We start from the raw sequence: 14,610 nt of genomic DNA on the forward strand, positions 1-14,610 counted from the left end.
CGGTTCCTTCCTCCTGCCGATGCCACTGAGACGCGCGTGGTCCGGGCCGCGCCGCGAGGACCCGACCCGGACCATACGTGATGGTGACTACCCGCTGATTCCCTGCTCTTCGCAGGCAGCGGCCACTTCGCCCTCGCACAGCTCTGCGGCATCCGCATCGCCGGCATCGACCACCGTCTTGACCTCTTCAGGTCCGACGAGGATGGGGGTGACAGCGATGTACGGCGTCCCGTCCTCGAGCTCCTGGTCGGCCTCGGGGGTCTCCCCTTCGAGAAGCGCAACCGCCAGCTCGATCGCGGCATCCGCTTCTTCCTTGATCGGCTTGTAGACCGTCGCGGTCTGCTTTCCGAGCAACACGTTCTGAAGTCCCGCGATGGAGGCATCCTGACCGGAAACCGGAACAGTGAGCCCGTTCTTGTCGAGAACCGTGATGACGCCGGCCGCGTTCGTGTCGTTCGCCGCCCAGACAGCGTCGACAGTTCCGCCGAGTGAGGTCAGAGCCTGCTCGAAATTGGTCGCCGATTTGTCGCCATCCCAGATCCCGGGTGGTTCCGCCGCCGGCGTGATTCCCGCGGCTTCCATCACCTCGACAGCACCGTCGTGGAACATTTTGGCGTTACCGTCTGCCGGGTCGCCGCCCATGTAGACGACTACTGCCTCGGCGGGATCCTTGCCCGCGGCAGTAAGCCCGTCGACGATCGACTGTCCCTCGAGACGCCCGACCTCGACGTTGTCGAATGAGACGTAGTAATCGGCACCCTCGATCGGGCGGTCGTAGGCGATCACCGGGATCCCCTCGCCCTTTGCCTTTTCAGCGACGGCCGCGCCGGCCCCGTTGTAGTCGACGAGGAGCATCACGCCGCAGCCCTTGGTGAGCTGCTGGTCCGCGATGGTGGCGTACTTGTTCGTGTCGCCACCTGCATTCTGGATGTCGATCTCGAATCCGGCGGCTTCCAGCCCTTCCTCGAGATATGGCCGGTCGTTGTTTTCCCAGCGCGGCGATGACGCGGCGTCGGGGAGGATGACGCACGCGCGGGTGGCTTCGGCATCGCCGCCGCCTCCATCTCCGCCGTTCCCTCCACCGCCGCCGCCGCTCGCACAACCGGCGAGCAGCATGGCCGATACTCCTGCGAGCGCAACGGCGGAGATTCTTGAGGAATGCCTCATGGCTTACTCCTTCTCGAAAAACGAGGTCTACCCCTCGCGGTGCCCCGTCGGCTTTGGCGCGGCACAACAAGGATGACCGATCCTCATGTTCAAGAAGATAACGTTTGCGTCACGCAACCCGAAAGTTTCGGCCGCTCACGCTCGCCGGCGCTAGTTGAGGGGCGCGTTCGCGGTCGTGAGCGGTTCCGGAGTGCTCGGCAGCACCGAGAAGATGAGGGTCAGACCTCCTGCGCCGAAGAGCAGGAAGAAGTCAACGAGCGTCAGGCCTGTCGGCAGCAATCCGAACACCCTGTTGTCGAGGAGCCCCAGGACTCCGAGAAGGAGAAGGACACCACCGACCGAAAACAGTACGCCGCGGATCATCAGCGGCGAGCTCCTGGTGAACGCGACGAGGAAAAGCAGCGCAGCGCTCACGAGGTAGATCACGTCCACGAGAGTGTCCACGTTGAGGATCCCCATCAACCGGTCTCCCTCGATGAACAACCCGACGAGCCCGTGACCGCCGAGCACGATTCCGAGGATCAGTGCGTACAGTTTTCCCATTGCTTCGGTCCCAATCTCTTATCCTGCTCCGGTCGACCCGATCAGTTCCAAGCTAAGGGAGCCGTGCGGTTCTCGCCCGGTATTGACAAGCTGCCTGGTCGGGGTCACTCTTCCGCAAAGACAGTGGCCGCCGGCTCCATGATGCTCCCGTCGTCGCGTCGGTTGCGTCGTTTCTGCACGGGGGCACCCGCCCGGACCGGTCCCTGATCGCCGAGTGGGATGACCAGCTCCTGACCCCGTTGCGCCTCGAACCGCTCTCCCCGCACCTCGAAGCTGACGGGTCCGTCGCCGTCGATGATCGTCACCCGCATGCTCGGCGCGGTCAGGACGACGAGCATCCGTGTTCCACGCCAGGTCAGCCGGTAGCGAAGCTCTGGCCACGAAACGGGCAGTCGCGGGTCGAATGTGAGGAGACCGTCGTGGTCGCGCATGCCGCCGAACCCGGAGACGAGAGAGTTCCACACTCCGCCTGACGCCGCCACGTGAACTCCGTCCGCGGTGTTGCCATGCCGATCCTCAAGATCGACATAGACCGTGTCGAGGAAGTATTTGAGAGCGAGGTCCTGGTAACCGACTTCCGCGGCGATGATCGACTGCACGATCTTCGACAGGCTCGAGTCGCTTGTCGTCAGCGGGTCGTAGTAGTCGAAGTCGGCGAGCTTCTCTTCGAGGGTGAATTCATCGCCCTGCAGGAAGAGCGCGAGCACGACATCCGCCTGTTTGAGCACCTGGAACCGGTAGATCACGAGGGGATGGAAGTGCAGCATGAGCGGCTTCCGGTCGTCCGGCGTTGCCGCAAGGTCCCACACCTCCCGTTCGAGGAAGGCCGAGTCCTGTGGGTGGATCTGCAGCGACTCCGAATAGGGAATGGTCATGGCATCCGCTGCCCGGTCCCAGTCCTCGAGTTCCGTCTCGGTGAATCCCAGACGTTCGACCATCCTCGCGTATGCGGTCGGGCGTTCGTGCTGGATCATTCGCACCGTCTGCGCCGCGTACCGGAGGTTGAACCGCGCCATGACGTTGGTGAACAGGTTGTTGTTGACGACGGTGGTGTACTCGTCAGGGCCAGTGACGCCGTGGATCTCGAATCGGTCGTCGCCGTTGCTGCGCCAGAAGCCGAGCGTCGTCCACATGCGGGCGGTCTCCACGGCGATGTCGACGGCGCCATTGCAGAGGAAGTCGAGGTCGCCGGTCGCGTCGATGAACTTCGCGAGCGCATAGGTGACGTCTGCGTTGATGTGGTACTGCGCGGTGCCGGCCGCATAGTGGGCGGATGCCTCCTCCCCGTTGATCGTCCGCCAGGGAAAGAGGGCGCCCGCTTCGTTGAGCTTTCTCGCCCTGTCCCGTGCTGCCGGCAGCATCTGTTCCCGGATCCGCAACGCGTTCCTCGCCCAGAGCGGGCTCGTGTACGCGAGGAAGGGGACGACATAGATTTCGGTGTCCCAGAAGTAGTGCCCGCTGTATCCGTTGCCGGTGACGCCCTTCGCCGGAACTCCGAGCCCGTCGGCTCTGGCCGAGGCCTGCGCGAGCTGGAACAGATTCCAGCGCACCGCTTGTTGCACGTCGTCGTGCCCGGGAATCTCGACGTCGGACCGTTCCCAGAAGTCCGCGAGCCAGTCGCGTTGCTTGGAGTACTGCTCGGGAACCCCAGCCGAACGAATCCGGTCGAGAGTGCGGCGGCAGCGGTCGATGAGTTCACGAGCGGGCGCGCGGCGCGAGCTGTGATAGCTGATGACCTTGGTAACACGCACCGGCTCGCCTTGACGTGCGTCGACGGCGAAGACGTTCTTCGCCGTGTTCCCGTCGATGTGGTGTTCGACCGTGTAGTCGTTCGAGGTTTCGATGAGGTGGTCCGCGGCGACAGCGAGAGCCATCTTCGAGTTCGCGACCTCGAAACTGAGCACGCTGCGTTCGCCGTCCTGCCAGTGCTCTTGTGGAAGGAACACCCGCTCGGACACCCGCCCCGCCGTTCGGGGGTCGTTGAGTTCTTCGCCGGAATCCCCGGCACCTTCATAGTCGTCCTCACCGTCCTGTCGGTTGAGAATCTGACAGGAAATGACCAGTGGTGCGTCTGCGTCCAGCACGGTGACGTCGAGGCTCAACACGGCGAGGTGTCGCTCCGGGAAGGAGATCATGCGGGTGGCCGTCACCTTGACGCGTTTTCCTGACGGTGTCAGCCAGAGCAGTTCCCGCCGCAGAACGCCTTCGCGGAAGTCGAGACTGCGCTCGTAGCTGAGCACGTCGGCGTCATCGAGCAGCAGGGGCTCGTCGTCGACGTAAAGCCTCATCACCTTGCTGTCCGGCGCGTTCACCATGGTCTGGCCGACCTCGGCGAAGCCGTACGCCTCTTCGGCGTGGCGAATCTTCCACGTCTCGTGCAGGCCGTTCACATAGGTGCCGTGCTCGTGCGCCGTCCGCCCTTCGGCGGCGTTTCCCCTCATACCGAGGAAACCGTTGCCGACGGCGAACAGGGATTCTGTCAGGCCGAGCGTCTCGGCGTCGAAATGCGTCTCGACCAAACGCCATGGGTCAACGGGAAAACGGTCTCGGTTCATCTCGGATCCTCTGGTGACGTGGGTCAATGGGTGACGAAGACGGCAAGGTCATCGACGACGGCGTCTGCCCCTGCTTCGAGGAGCGCCTCGTGTCCGGCTCCGCGGTCGACGCCGATCACGAGTCCGAAGTCGCCCGCCCTCGCAGCGGCGACTCCCGAGATGGCGTCTTCGAAGACAACGATGTCCGCCGGGTCCAGGTTCATGGACCGAGCAGCATGCAGGAACATATCCGGAGCCGGTTTGCTGGCGAGGGACTGCTCCGCAGCTACGAGACCATCGACGATGACCGGAAAACGGTCGATCAGTCCCGCGGCGGTGAGTACCCAGGTGGCGTTCTTCGAACTCGAGACGACGCCCATCGGCATCCGCTTCTCCTGCAGGACGTTCACAAGTTGCACTGAGCCCTCGTAAGGGAGGATGCCGCGCTCTTCCAGAGCCCGCGAGAAATAATCGTTCTTGCGGTTGCCGATGCCCATGACCGTGTCGGCGGTCGGTGGATCATCCGGCGATCCAAGCGGAAGGACGATGCCACGGGATGCGAGCATGCTGGCCACGCCGTCGTACCTGCGCTTGCCGTCAAGATGTTCGAAGTAGTCGTCGTCGGTGTACGGCCTCACCACGCCCTTCTCGGCGAAGACCTCGGTGAACATGGACTGCCACGCGTAGCGATGCAGGTCGGCGGTCGGAGTGAGCACTCCATCAAGGTCGAAGAGGACTGCGGAGAAGCCGTCAAGGCTGACCGGAGCAGGCGTGTAGTCGTTCAGAAGAACCCCCGAAAAGTGAGTAGCGGGCGAAAGCTTGCGGTTGACTCTACGGCACCCATCGAATGTTGTTGGGTTCTCAGGTTGCACCGAGGATACTGTGAGAATGACGGACGCCAGTTCTCCTGCAACCGCCTCGAACGGGGCCGAAAACCGGATCGTTGTCGGGGTCGACGGATCCGAGTCCTCGGTGAGAGCCCTCCGCACAGCCCGCCGATTGGCGGCTGCCCTCGGCACGTCGCTCGAAGCCGTCGCGGTGTGGCAACGGGCTCACTCGTCGTACGACTTCTACCACCCAGAGTCCGACTGGACGCCGGAGAAGGAGATCGAGAAGTTGCTGCAGGATGCCGCGGAGTCCGCGTTCGGTTCGGACCGCCCGGATCGATTCACGATGTCGATGCTCGAAGGCATACCCGCTAAAACTCTTATCCGGCACAGCGTGGGTGCCGACATGCTCGTGCTCGGCTCACGCGGACACGGCGGGTTCATGGGCCTGCTGGTCGGTTCGGTCAGTTCGGCGTGCGTGGCGCACGCTCATTGCCCCGTGCTCGTCGTGCACAACGAAAATCAGCACGCACTTGACGCCGACCGGAACGCCACAACGCGCTGAAGCCGGCGCTCCGCCGATGCCATACGCTGGCAGGGTGGAGAGCAATGGAAGCCCCGGCGGGTCATGGCTTTCGAAAACGATGAACTGGCTGAGCCGGGTGTTCGGGCACACGCAGGCACCGGACCCGTACCGGCCTGACCCGCAGCCCCTCGCGCCGTTCGAGCAGGCCCTCGAGGAGGGACTGCTCATCGCCAGGCACGGCGTTTTTCTGGCGGTGCGAAACCGTCTCATCGTGCGCGCTCTCCGGGAGGGTAAAGCGTTCGATGAAGAGCAGGCTGCGCGAGTCGTTTCTGAAGAGCTGACTCTGGCAGCCGAGGAACAGCGCGAGTATGCCGAAGGCGCTCGCCGGCTTCTGGAGGTCGCGGGCCGCTCGGGCGGCATCGCAGACCACGCTCACGACTACCACCGCATCGACACGCTGACCCTCTCTCGGCGCCAGCGGCTCTATTCAGCGCTCGCTGACGCCCTCGAGGCCTATCGCGAGGACCCGGACGACGTCGCGAACTTCGTGGACCGCGCGCGAACCGAAGCATGGAACGACATCGGCGATAACGTCGTCTCCCAACTCGACCAGCGGATGTCGTCGTTCGCTGACGAGCCGGAATACGAGATGAGGCGGCCGGAAAGGCTTCGCCAACTCCTCGAGGTCGACCTTCCCGCACTGCTCCCCCGAAACACGGACGGCGACCAGTCCCGCGGCTGAAGGCTCAGACCGAACTCTTCTGCGTTCTCGACTCGAGCCTGCGCTGAGTTCGACCCGCTTCGCGGTACCAGCCGGCGAAGAGCAGCACGACGAGCGCGACCGAGACAGCGTCACCTCCGTAATACATGATCATGCTGCCGAGCTCTGCCTCAGCGACGGGAACATCGGGCGGCTGGTTCCCGAAGAGCTGTTTTGACAGGATGCTGTGACCGGCCATCACGGCGCACAGCACGACGGCGCGCGTGCCGAAGCTCGCACGGTGCGGTGCGGGGTCGATACCCGCAATCGACGCCGAGAACAGATACCCGGAGACGAAGAGGTGCACGTAGACGAGAACGAACAGCAGGCCGTTGACGTGGATGCTGGGATACAGCCCGCCGGGGTAGAGCAGCCACAGACCACCGAGGTGGAGCACCGCAGCGGTGACCGGGTAGGTGAGGAACCGCACCGGCCTGCTGCGCAACATCCGCGCCAACCGCCTGGCCGGGACCGCGCTGAGTGAGCGAAGCGCGAGGGTTCCCGGTGCGGCAAGCATCAGCAGCAGCGGGGCGAGCATGCCGAGCCCGACATGGGCGACGGCGTGCCTGGCGAAGTCGTCGTGATTCGTAGCCGTGGCCTGCACACTCAACGCGGCGACGAGGCATCCGGCGATCCAGAGAACGATCCTGCGCCGCGGCCAGATGGGCCGACCCGCAGGACGCAGTGCCGCGAGAAGGTACACCGCGATGGCAGCGAGCAGGGCGAAGCTCACGAGTTCCATCGCGGAAACACCGCCGCCGTGGTTATGCATCGGCCCTGACTCCTCGCGAACGTCTCGACCGGGCCAGCAGAACCACTCCCCCGGCGATGAGCACGACGGCGATGATGTTCCAGGTCAGGTCGTACGGCAGCAGGTCCACGTCGTAACGGATCTGGTGAAGGCCAAACAGTTTGTGCTGGATGATGCCGTCGTAGAGCTGGAACGCACCACATCCGATCAGGATGCCGCCCCACCACCGGGAAGGCTCGAAGGTCCGCCTGCGACGGATGTCGGCGAAGAGGAACAGGGCAGCGACCGTTGCGAACCAGCTGAAGGCGTGGAAGATCCCATCCGAGACGAGGCCGACAGCCGGCGTGGACCGATCATAGAAGTGATGCCAGCGGAGGAGCTGGTGGAAGACCACCTCGTCGACGAAGCCGGCGATGCCGACTCCGAGCAGAATCCCCGAGAGGAGGTTCCGCCCGGAGTCGGTGCTGCGAGCCATTCAGCGACGCGTGGTCGTGGTCGTGTTCCGGCCGAGGAGCAGACCGAGTGCCACCATCGCGATTGCGAGCACGAGGTGCAGCCAGTTGTCCGCGTTGTTGAGCGGAACAAAGTTCGCAGCGGAGTCCATACCGGCGACGAACAGTCCGTAGATCCACAGCACGAAGTACACGATTCCACCCCAGATCAGGAAGTTCCGTGCGCCGGGTGCGCTCCGTGCCAACGCGATGCCTGCGATCCCGAAGAGGAGGTGGACGATGTTGTGCAGGATCGACACCTGGAAGATGCCGAGCAGCAGTGCCCCTGAGCCGCTGCCGGCGAACAGGAGATCTTCGTAGTTCGTTGTCACCCCCGGGATGAACCCGAGGACACCGACGAGGAGGAAAACGATCCCGAAGACGAGCGCCGTCAGCTGCACGGGGGCGCGACCGGTGCGGGTGGTCGATGTGTTCACGGGACGAGATGTCATGGTGTGCTCCTTGCTGTATTCGAGTACCGACCTGCGGGGAACACGGTGCAGCCCCCCAGCTGCAGCCACGATAATTCCCGTTCGGCGCGAAATTTCAGTAGTTGACATTGCGGCAGGATTCGTTCTCGCCCTGTGCTTGTCCAGCCGGTGCCGTTACGATCGGGACCCGACAGGAAGGCCCTCATGACCCAGCGAACAGTGATACTCACCGGAGCAAGCGACGGAATCGGAGCTGCAGCCGCACGCGCGCTCCATCAGCGCGGTGACCGCGTCGTCGTCGTCGGTCGGTCGCCGGAGAAGACCCGTTCCGTCGCCGAGGCGATCGGAGCGGATTACCTTCTCGCCGACTTTGCCCGCCTCGCTGACGTCCGTCTGCTCGCCGCGGACCTGCTGGAACGCTATCCGCGCATCGACGTCCTCGCCAACAACGCCGGTGGCATCCTCGGTGCTCGTGAGGTCACCGAGGACGGGCACGAGAAGACGTTCCAGGTGAACCACCTTGCGCCGTTTCTGCTCACCAACCTGTTGATGGATCGACTGGTCGACAGCGGCGCGAGCGTGATCAATACCTCGAGCGTGGCCAACTCCCGCTTCAGCCGCTTCGACATCGATGATGTCAACGCCGAGAACGGCTACTCCGAGAACCGCGCGTACGGCAACGCGAAGCTCGCCAACATTCTCTTCACCAGCGAGCTGCACAACCGGTTCGCCGAGCGCGGCATCTCGACTGCCGCTTTCCACCCCGGCATCGTGCGCACGAGTTTCGCCACCGGGTCGACCAGCCTGATGCGCCACGTGTATCGCTCGCTCTTCAACGTCTTCCTGATCTCCCCTGAGCAGGGCGCCGACACCCTGGTCTGGCTCGCCACGACGACTCCAGGAGTCGATTGGGTCTCCGGCGCCTACTACGACAAGCGGCACATCTCACGGGCCAACCCGAACGCGTACGACACGGAGCTCGCTGCGAAGCTGTGGGACCTCAGCGCGGAACTCGTCGGGCTGCCGGTCGAGCGACGCTGAGAACCGTCAACGTGAGACGTCCCACCGATGGTGAACGACGTCGTGCAGGAGATACCGACCCAAGGTCTCCACGGTGAAATGGGATCCGTTGCTCCTGCGGCCTGTGCGCGAAATGTTCTCCGTCGGGATCCGCTCGAACGCGTCGGCGAGGGCGTCTCCGGCCGTGACGAGTTCTCCGCTGACCTGCACGGGATCCTGCTCGCCGTAGCGCGCTGCGATGGCGGCGGCATCCTGATCCCAGTTCTCGAATTCCGGGTCCGTTTCGCTGAGCATGACGTCGAGCCGGGTGTGGAACACCAGGAAGACGTCGCGAACGTGGGCGGCATACTCGAGCGGCGACCAGGTCGAATCATCGGGCCGGATCCGAACGTCTGGCCGGTTGAGAACGGCTGACCAGGATGCCACATTGTCACGCAACTGGCCGGGTAACGTCGCGGCGCTCACCGAAGCCGGGTCGAAACCGCAGTCGGGGCATGGCCGGTCGAGGACCCAGGTCCAATTCTTCGTATCTGGTTCGATAGCCATGCGCCAACGCTAGGGCACGAAACGCCTCTGCCCTAGCCTTCGGGCTGGCAAACGGCTCCGGCAACGAGCTTCTCGGTCATCTGTGCCTCTGACCACGGCAGCCCGACGACGGGAAGTTCCTTGCCCTTCGCTGGCGTCGCCTTCGCCGCGATCGACGCCAGCTTCATGGCGAGGTTTTGTGCGAAGCCGGCACCTGCCGTCGAGTTGTTGAGCATGACCACCACGGTGAGCCCTGTCGCGGGGTCCGAAAGCATCGCCGAGATGTGGCCCGGGATGTACCCAGCCTGGCCGCGCAACGGTCCCATCTGGAGCCCGCCTGGCCCGAACTGCTGCCAGTTGGGGGCATCCGTGCTGAGCGAGACGGTCTTCCAGGCGTCGTCCTTCAGATCGTCGTCGAGCAACGCACTGGTCGCGAACGATCGGACGTACGCGTTCATGTCGTCGAGGGTCGACACGACTCCACCGGCGGTGAAAGCGAGCGATGACGACAGGAGCGTCTGGTCTTTCGGCGTGTCGCACGCGAGGGAACCGTCAGCGGCCTTGAGCGCGTGCCAGCCGGGTGCGAAGGGTTGAGCGATCTCGAGGGTCGACGGCTCGGGGAACAGGGAATCGTTCATGCCCAGCCGGTCGAAGACATAACGACCGTAGAGTTCCTTGGCCGTGCTGCCGGAGGCTTCTTCCAATGCCATCCCGAGCACGGCGTAGTTCGTGTCTGACGGCGCGTATGCGACCCCCGGCTCACCGGTCCGCTTGCTCGCGATCCCGTCCGAGACAAGCTCGACGGTCGACCACTGACGAGTCGGATTGGCGGGAAAAAGCGGGCCGATCGTCTTGCTGAAGTCACCAAGCCCGGCAGTGCCGTGGCAGAGCTGGCCGAGGGTGATTCCGTCAAGGCCTCGGATCGACGGGAGGTAGTCTGACACGGCGTCGCCGAGTTCGACGGTGCCATCGCCGACAAGGCCGTAGAGCACATCACACGTCATCGGCTGGGTGTTGTCGCCGACACGGAAACGCATGTCGGTCGACATCTTCTCGCTGCCGCCGGGTGCGGTCACTCCCGCAGCCGATACCCACTGCCCGGACCAGGGCGCCCAGACGCCGGCGATCGCGCCTGGCGCCGCTGCCAGGGCCATGGCTTCGGCGAGCGCCGTGTCGAGCGCTTCGGCAGATGCCGAGGGGAGATCACCGTCTGGTTGCTCCGGCAGGGCGACGGTGGATGCTGTCGCCCCGGCACACGCAGAGAGGCCGAGCACGACGGCAGCGGCAACCGTCAGCAAAGCTGCTCTTCTGCCTCGTGCCGTGTGCGTTCTCATCCATCCCCCTGATGGCCTTACAAAAGGGGAGTCTAGCCGAGGCTTCCTCCCACCAACCTGTGGCGGTCGGGATGTCACGGACTGTTACGCGATCAATACAATCGCTTCGTCGAATCATCGGCGATGCGCAGCCAACGGTAGTCGTATGCACCGAGCGAGAGCTCCACCTCACCCTTCTCGGAGAGTGCCAGCTCGCCGCTCTGCAGCAGCTCGATCAGCCGGGTGCTCGGGCCGGCATCCGGCACAGTGAACGTCACGACCGCCGGCGCCGAACTGAAATTGTGCACGGCGATCATCCGGCCCTGCGCACCCGAGACCGAGTGCACCAGTACGGCGTCGTTGGGCTGCTCGAGTACCGAGAAATCACCCCAGCCGATCTCGACGGAATTACGGTACGTGCGGATGAGCAACCGCATGAACTGCAGTAACGAATCGGGGTCGTGCCGCTGGTCAGCGACGTTCACATGCTCCGGGGAGAACCCGTCCTCCACCACGGGTGCGGCGAGCCGCGACGCCCGGGCGCGGGAGAATCCACCGTTCGCGTCGCTGGTCCACTGCATCGGTGTGCGCACCGACTGTCGGCCCGGGATCTCGAGGTTCTCCCCCATGCCGATCTCCTCGCCATAGAACAGGACGGGAGTACCAGGCGACGCGAACAGCATGCTGTAGACCATGCGGATGCGACGGGGATCGCCGTCGAGCATCGTCGGCAGGCGGCGGACGATCCCGCGGTCGAACACACGCATGTGTTCCTCGGGAGCAAACGCGTCGAAGACCTCCTGGCGTTCGGACTCGGTCAGCTTGTCGAGGGTCAGTTCGTCGTGGTTGCGGACGAAGTTCGCCCACTGCGACTGTCGGGCGATGTCAGGTCGCGCGGAGAGCGCTTCGGCGAACGGCCTCGCGTCCGAGCGGGCGAGTGACAGGTAGAATTTCTGCATCGCGACGAAGTCGAATTGCATGGTCAGTTCGTCGGCGTTGTCGCCTCCGAAGTACTCGATCTGTTCCGCGCGCGGCAGGTTGACCTCGCCGAGCAGGATTCCGTCACCGGTTCTTCGGCCGAGGAAGGATCGCAGCGTCTTGAGATAGTCGTGCGGATCGCCGTATCCTCCGTCGCCTGTCGCCTCTGTCGGCTCGAGAAGGAACGGGACGGCATCGACCCGGAACCCGTGAATGCCCAGCTCGAGCCAGAAACCCATCACTTTGGCGATCTCGTCTCGAACAAGCGGGTTCTCGACGTTGAGGTCCGGCTGATGCTTGTAGAACCGGTGCAGGAAATACTGGCCGGTCTTCTCGTCGAGCTCCCACACGCTGTCCTCCACGCCGGGGAACACCGTTTCGGCTTCGTTCTTCGGCGGCTCGTCCACCCAGACATAGAAGTCCCGGTACGGCGAGTCGACACTCGAGCGCGCGGACTTGAACCACGGATGTTTGTCGGAGGTGTGATTGACGACGAGGTCGACGATCACCCGCATCCCGCGGTCATTCGCGGTGCGGAGGATCTCTACGAGGTCGCCGTGGTGACCGAGCCTGGGGTCGACGCCGTAGAAGTCGGTGATGTCGTAGCCGTCGTCGCGGTCCGGCGTCGGGTAGAACGGCATGAGCCACAGGCACGTCACCCCGAGCTCGGCGAGGTAGTCCATCCGGTGGGCGAGACCGGCGAGGTCGCCGATGCCGTCGTCATTCCAGTCCATGAAGGTCTCGACGTCGAGGCAGTAGACGACCGCTGTCTTCCACCACAGGTCGGACGTGTCCGTCATCCTCATGCGGATGCCTCCTTCCGTGCGATCAGGTGCGGCAGCACCCGATCACCGAAGACGTCCAGGAATTCGGTCTGTTCCACTCCGACGTGGTGAAGGTAGATCTCGTCGAAGCCCAGGTCGGCGAATTCCGCAAGCTTCCCGGCATGCCAGCCCGGGTCGGACGAGACCAGCACCGTGGAGTGCATGTCGTCCTGGTGGACGTGCTTCGCGGCTTCGTCGAACGCTTCGGGGGTGTCGAGATCCCAGCAGACCGGCGGGGAGAACACATTTGTGCGCCACTGGTCGTGAGCGATGGCAAGCGCTTCGGCATCCGTTTTCGCGTAGCTGAGGTGAACCTGCAGAACGAGGGGTCCGTCGCCGCCCGCTCCCCGGTAAGCGTCGACCATCCGTTTCAGATCGTCCGGAGCCTGTGCAACCGTCGCGAGTCCGTCTGCCCAACCGGCGGCCCACGCGGCCGTCGCGGGGCTGACCGCCGCGGCGAGCAGCGGCGGCGGGGTGTCCGGTCGTGTCCACAGCTTTGCCCGATCGACCGTGACGAGACCGTCGGTGCTCACCTCTTCTCCCGCGAAGAGCCGGCGCATGACGTCGACGCTCTCGGCCAGGCGCGCGTTCCTGACGTCTTTGCGGGGCCACGCGTCCCCGGTGATGTGCTCATTGGCCGCTTCACCCGAGCCGAGTGCTGCCCAGAATCGGTCCGGGTACATGGCGGCGAGAGTCGCGGCGGCCTGGGCGATGATCGCCGGGTGGTAACGCTGCCCGGGAGCGTTGACGACCCCGAGTCGAAGATTCGTGGCCTGCAGGGCGGCACCGAGCCACGCCCAGGCGAAAGCGGAATGCCCCTGCCGCTCGCTCCAGGGGGCGAAGTGGTCCGAGCACATGGCCGCCTGGAAGCCGGCGGACTCCGCGTGGATCACGGCGTCCAGCAGAGCGCTCGGGTGGACCTGTTCGTGGGAGGCGTGGAAGCCGAAGACTGTCATTGATCCCTTTCGGTTTCGCCCGAGCCTAGGGAAGCGCGTCGCCGGGCTGCTACCCCTCGCGTCCCCACTGCCCGCGTGATATCCCGAGTTGACCCGTGCCAGGCACTGCGCTCGAATGGTTCCATGCCCACCCACATCTTCGGTCCCGAGGTCGTCGACGCTGTTCTCCGTCACATGAACTCCGACCATGCTGACGACAACCTGCTCATCGTCCGGGCTTTCGCCGACCCGGCGGCGGCGTCTGCGCGAATGACGGGACTCGACGGTGAGGCTGGTGAGTGGGACGTCACAGCGACGGACGGCACCGTGGCCCGGGTGCGGATCGACTGGTGTTCCCCCGTCACCGAGCGAAGCGGCATCCGTCGTGAGGTTGTCGTTCTCTACGACCTGGCGCGCGAAAAGCTCGGAGTTCCGCCGCGCCCGCACTGAACACCATCACCAAAAACCAAACCGTTGGGGTGAGGCTTCCGAATCTGATGATGTGCGACACGGGTCGCACCCACACTCAGAAGGATGTCACCATGCGCACGTCACCCAACCGACTTCTCGCCACTGCCTTCGGCGGCGTCTACCTGCTGGTGGGGCTTCTCGGCTTCGCCGTGACCGGCGGGCTGACCTTTTTCGCCACCGAGGGGAACCTCCTGCTCGGGTTGTTCGCGGTCAACCCGCTGCACAACGTGGCCCACCTCCTGATCGGTGCTGCACTGCTGATCGCGGGTCTCTCGAATGTCGCGGCAGCACGCACGACCAACACCGTCGTCGGAGCGGCGTACCTGCTGCTCGGCATCGTCGGGTTCTTCCTCGTCGGCACCGCTTTCAACGTTCTGGCACTCAACACAGCCGACCACTTCCTCCACCTCGGCAGCGCGATCGTGTTGCTCGGTGTCGGCCTTGCCGCCGACAAGTCCGTCCGCTCCAGCCGCGTCGCCGCCTAGCGACCCGCTGATTCGAGACCGGGAGGGGA

Annotated in this window: 16 protein-coding genes; 5 read left to right on the plus strand and 11 right to left on the minus strand. The window is 64.5% G+C overall.

Annotated features, from left to right (window positions below):
• Nucleotides 1-87 precede the first annotated feature (87 nt).
• The 4 genes from D9V29_RS03275 to D9V29_RS03290 all read right to left on the minus strand — a co-directional run bounded on the left by D9V29_RS03275 (nt 88) and on the right by D9V29_RS03290 (nt 5,029).
• The gene (locus D9V29_RS03275) at nt 88-1,167 is read right to left on the minus strand and encodes a sugar ABC transporter substrate-binding protein (RefSeq protein WP_121671895.1); all 1,080 of its coding nucleotides are present in this window, start codon (nt 1,165-1,167) and stop codon (nt 88-90) included.
• Nucleotides 1,168-1,317: 150 nt separating this feature from the next.
• The gene (locus D9V29_RS03280) at nt 1,318-1,710 is read right to left on the minus strand and encodes a hypothetical protein (protein ID WP_121671896.1); all 393 of its coding nucleotides are present in this window, start codon (nt 1,708-1,710) and stop codon (nt 1,318-1,320) included.
• Nucleotides 1,711-1,814: 104 nt separating this feature from the next.
• Nucleotides 1,815-4,265, minus strand: coding sequence for a glycoside hydrolase family 65 protein (locus D9V29_RS03285; protein WP_121671897.1), 2,451 nt, complete (start codon nt 4,263-4,265; stop codon nt 1,815-1,817).
• A 23-nt stretch (nt 4,266-4,288) separates the two neighbouring features.
• Nucleotides 4,289-5,029 (minus strand): HAD family hydrolase, encoded by a 741-nt coding sequence (locus tag D9V29_RS03290; protein WP_121672032.1) that lies wholly within the window; start codon nt 5,027-5,029, stop codon nt 4,289-4,291.
• 103 nt (nt 5,030-5,132) lie between these two features.
• Between D9V29_RS03290 and D9V29_RS03295 the strand changes: the two genes are divergently transcribed.
• Together D9V29_RS03295 and D9V29_RS03300 are read left to right on the plus strand one after the other, a co-directional pair.
• Nucleotides 5,133-5,636 (plus strand): universal stress protein, encoded by a 504-nt coding sequence (locus tag D9V29_RS03295; RefSeq protein WP_121671898.1) that lies wholly within the window; start codon nt 5,133-5,135, stop codon nt 5,634-5,636.
• Nucleotides 5,637-5,715: 79 nt separating this feature from the next.
• On the plus strand, nt 5,716-6,339 hold the full coding sequence (locus tag D9V29_RS03300; RefSeq protein WP_121671899.1) for a hypothetical protein: 624 nt from the start codon (nt 5,716-5,718) through the stop codon (nt 6,337-6,339).
• 4 nt (nt 6,340-6,343) lie between these two features.
• Here D9V29_RS03300 and D9V29_RS03305 read toward each other — a convergent pair whose 3' ends face one another.
• Genes D9V29_RS03305 through D9V29_RS03315 form a run of 3 tightly spaced genes read right to left on the minus strand, consistent with a single transcriptional unit; the run spans nt 6,344 to nt 8,051 of the window.
• Complete coding sequence (locus tag D9V29_RS03305) at nt 6,344-7,129, minus strand: cytochrome c oxidase assembly protein (RefSeq protein ID WP_121671900.1); 786 nt, start codon at nt 7,127-7,129, stop codon at nt 6,344-6,346.
• On the minus strand, nt 7,122-7,583 hold the full coding sequence (locus tag D9V29_RS03310) for a DUF2243 domain-containing protein (protein ID WP_121671901.1): 462 nt from the start codon (nt 7,581-7,583) through the stop codon (nt 7,122-7,124). The genes D9V29_RS03305 and D9V29_RS03310 overlap by 8 nt, the downstream gene beginning before the upstream one ends.
• Nucleotides 7,584-8,051, minus strand: coding sequence for a DUF4383 domain-containing protein (locus tag D9V29_RS03315; protein WP_121671902.1), 468 nt, complete (start codon nt 8,049-8,051; stop codon nt 7,584-7,586).
• Nucleotides 8,052-8,234: 183 nt separating this feature from the next.
• On the opposite strand from D9V29_RS03315, the gene D9V29_RS03320 reads away from it, so the two are divergent.
• Entirely contained in the window at nt 8,235-9,071 is an 837-nt protein-coding gene (locus D9V29_RS03320; RefSeq protein ID WP_121671903.1) for an SDR family NAD(P)-dependent oxidoreductase, read from the plus strand.
• Between the two features lie 6 nt (nt 9,072-9,077).
• Here D9V29_RS03320 and D9V29_RS03325 read toward each other — a convergent pair whose 3' ends face one another.
• From D9V29_RS03325 to D9V29_RS03340, 4 genes are all read right to left on the minus strand, one after another.
• Entirely contained in the window at nt 9,078-9,596 is a 519-nt protein-coding gene (locus D9V29_RS03325; RefSeq protein WP_121671904.1) for a DinB family protein, read from the minus strand.
• Between the two features lie 32 nt (nt 9,597-9,628).
• Complete coding sequence (locus D9V29_RS03330; RefSeq protein WP_121671905.1) at nt 9,629-10,909, minus strand: serine hydrolase domain-containing protein; 1,281 nt, start codon at nt 10,907-10,909, stop codon at nt 9,629-9,631.
• A gap of 92 nt (nt 10,910-11,001) precedes the next feature.
• The gene (locus D9V29_RS03335) at nt 11,002-12,672 is read right to left on the minus strand and encodes an alpha-amylase family protein (protein ID WP_121671906.1); all 1,671 of its coding nucleotides are present in this window, start codon (nt 12,670-12,672) and stop codon (nt 11,002-11,004) included.
• Complete coding sequence (locus D9V29_RS03340) at nt 12,669-13,646, minus strand: TIGR03885 family FMN-dependent LLM class oxidoreductase (protein ID WP_121671907.1); 978 nt, start codon at nt 13,644-13,646, stop codon at nt 12,669-12,671. The genes D9V29_RS03335 and D9V29_RS03340 overlap by 4 nt, the downstream gene beginning before the upstream one ends.
• Nucleotides 13,647-13,769: 123 nt before the next feature.
• Here D9V29_RS03340 and D9V29_RS03345 point away from each other — a divergent pair, with 123 nt between their 5' ends.
• Complete coding sequence (locus tag D9V29_RS03345) at nt 13,770-14,075, plus strand: DUF2470 domain-containing protein (RefSeq protein WP_121671908.1); 306 nt, start codon at nt 13,770-13,772, stop codon at nt 14,073-14,075.
• Nucleotides 14,076-14,167: 92 nt separating this feature from the next.
• Entirely contained in the window at nt 14,168-14,581 is a 414-nt protein-coding gene (locus tag D9V29_RS03350) for a DUF4383 domain-containing protein (protein ID WP_121671909.1), read from the plus strand.
• The last annotated feature ends 29 nt before the right edge of the window (nt 14,582-14,610 follow it).

Source organism: Mycetocola manganoxydans, from assembly GCF_003667545.1.
In the GTDB taxonomy this organism is placed as follows: domain Bacteria; phylum Actinomycetota; class Actinomycetes; order Actinomycetales; family Microbacteriaceae; genus Mycetocola_A; species Mycetocola_A manganoxydans.

What these genes read in the sequence shown, in the direction of transcription:
- D9V29_RS03340 (WP_121671907.1), bottom strand. Translation starts at nt 13,646, where the DNA reads ATGACAGTCTTCGGCTTCCACGCCTCCCACGAACAGGTCCACCCGAGC.
- D9V29_RS03305 (WP_121671900.1), bottom strand. Translation starts at nt 7,129, where the DNA reads ATGCATAACCACGGCGGCGGTGTTTCCGCGATGGAACTCGTGAGCTTC.
- D9V29_RS03320 (WP_121671903.1), top strand. Translation starts at nt 8,235, where the DNA reads ATGACCCAGCGAACAGTGATACTCACCGGAGCAAGCGACGGAATCGGA.
- D9V29_RS03300 (WP_121671899.1), top strand. Translation starts at nt 5,716, where the DNA reads ATGAACTGGCTGAGCCGGGTGTTCGGGCACACGCAGGCACCGGACCCG.
- D9V29_RS03325 (WP_121671904.1), bottom strand. Translation starts at nt 9,596, where the DNA reads ATGGCTATCGAACCAGATACGAAGAATTGGACCTGGGTCCTCGACCGG.
- D9V29_RS03275 (WP_121671895.1), bottom strand. Translation starts at nt 1,167, where the DNA reads ATGAGGCATTCCTCAAGAATCTCCGCCGTTGCGCTCGCAGGAGTATCG.
- D9V29_RS03350 (WP_121671909.1), top strand. Translation starts at nt 14,168, where the DNA reads ATGCGCACGTCACCCAACCGACTTCTCGCCACTGCCTTCGGCGGCGTC.
- D9V29_RS03315 (WP_121671902.1), bottom strand. Translation starts at nt 8,051, where the DNA reads ATGACATCTCGTCCCGTGAACACATCGACCACCCGCACCGGTCGCGCC.
- D9V29_RS03345 (WP_121671908.1), top strand. Translation starts at nt 13,770, where the DNA reads ATGCCCACCCACATCTTCGGTCCCGAGGTCGTCGACGCTGTTCTCCGT.
- D9V29_RS03285 (WP_121671897.1), bottom strand. Translation starts at nt 4,265, where the DNA reads ATGAACCGAGACCGTTTTCCCGTTGACCCATGGCGTTTGGTCGAGACG.
- D9V29_RS03330 (WP_121671905.1), bottom strand. Translation starts at nt 10,909, where the DNA reads ATGAGAACGCACACGGCACGAGGCAGAAGAGCAGCTTTGCTGACGGTT.
- D9V29_RS03280 (WP_121671896.1), bottom strand. Translation starts at nt 1,710, where the DNA reads ATGGGAAAACTGTACGCACTGATCCTCGGAATCGTGCTCGGCGGTCAC.
- D9V29_RS03310 (WP_121671901.1), bottom strand. Translation starts at nt 7,583, where the DNA reads ATGGCTCGCAGCACCGACTCCGGGCGGAACCTCCTCTCGGGGATTCTG.
- D9V29_RS03295 (WP_121671898.1), top strand. Translation starts at nt 5,133, where the DNA reads ATGACGGACGCCAGTTCTCCTGCAACCGCCTCGAACGGGGCCGAAAAC.
- D9V29_RS03335 (WP_121671906.1), bottom strand. Translation starts at nt 12,672, where the DNA reads ATGAGGATGACGGACACGTCCGACCTGTGGTGGAAGACAGCGGTCGTC.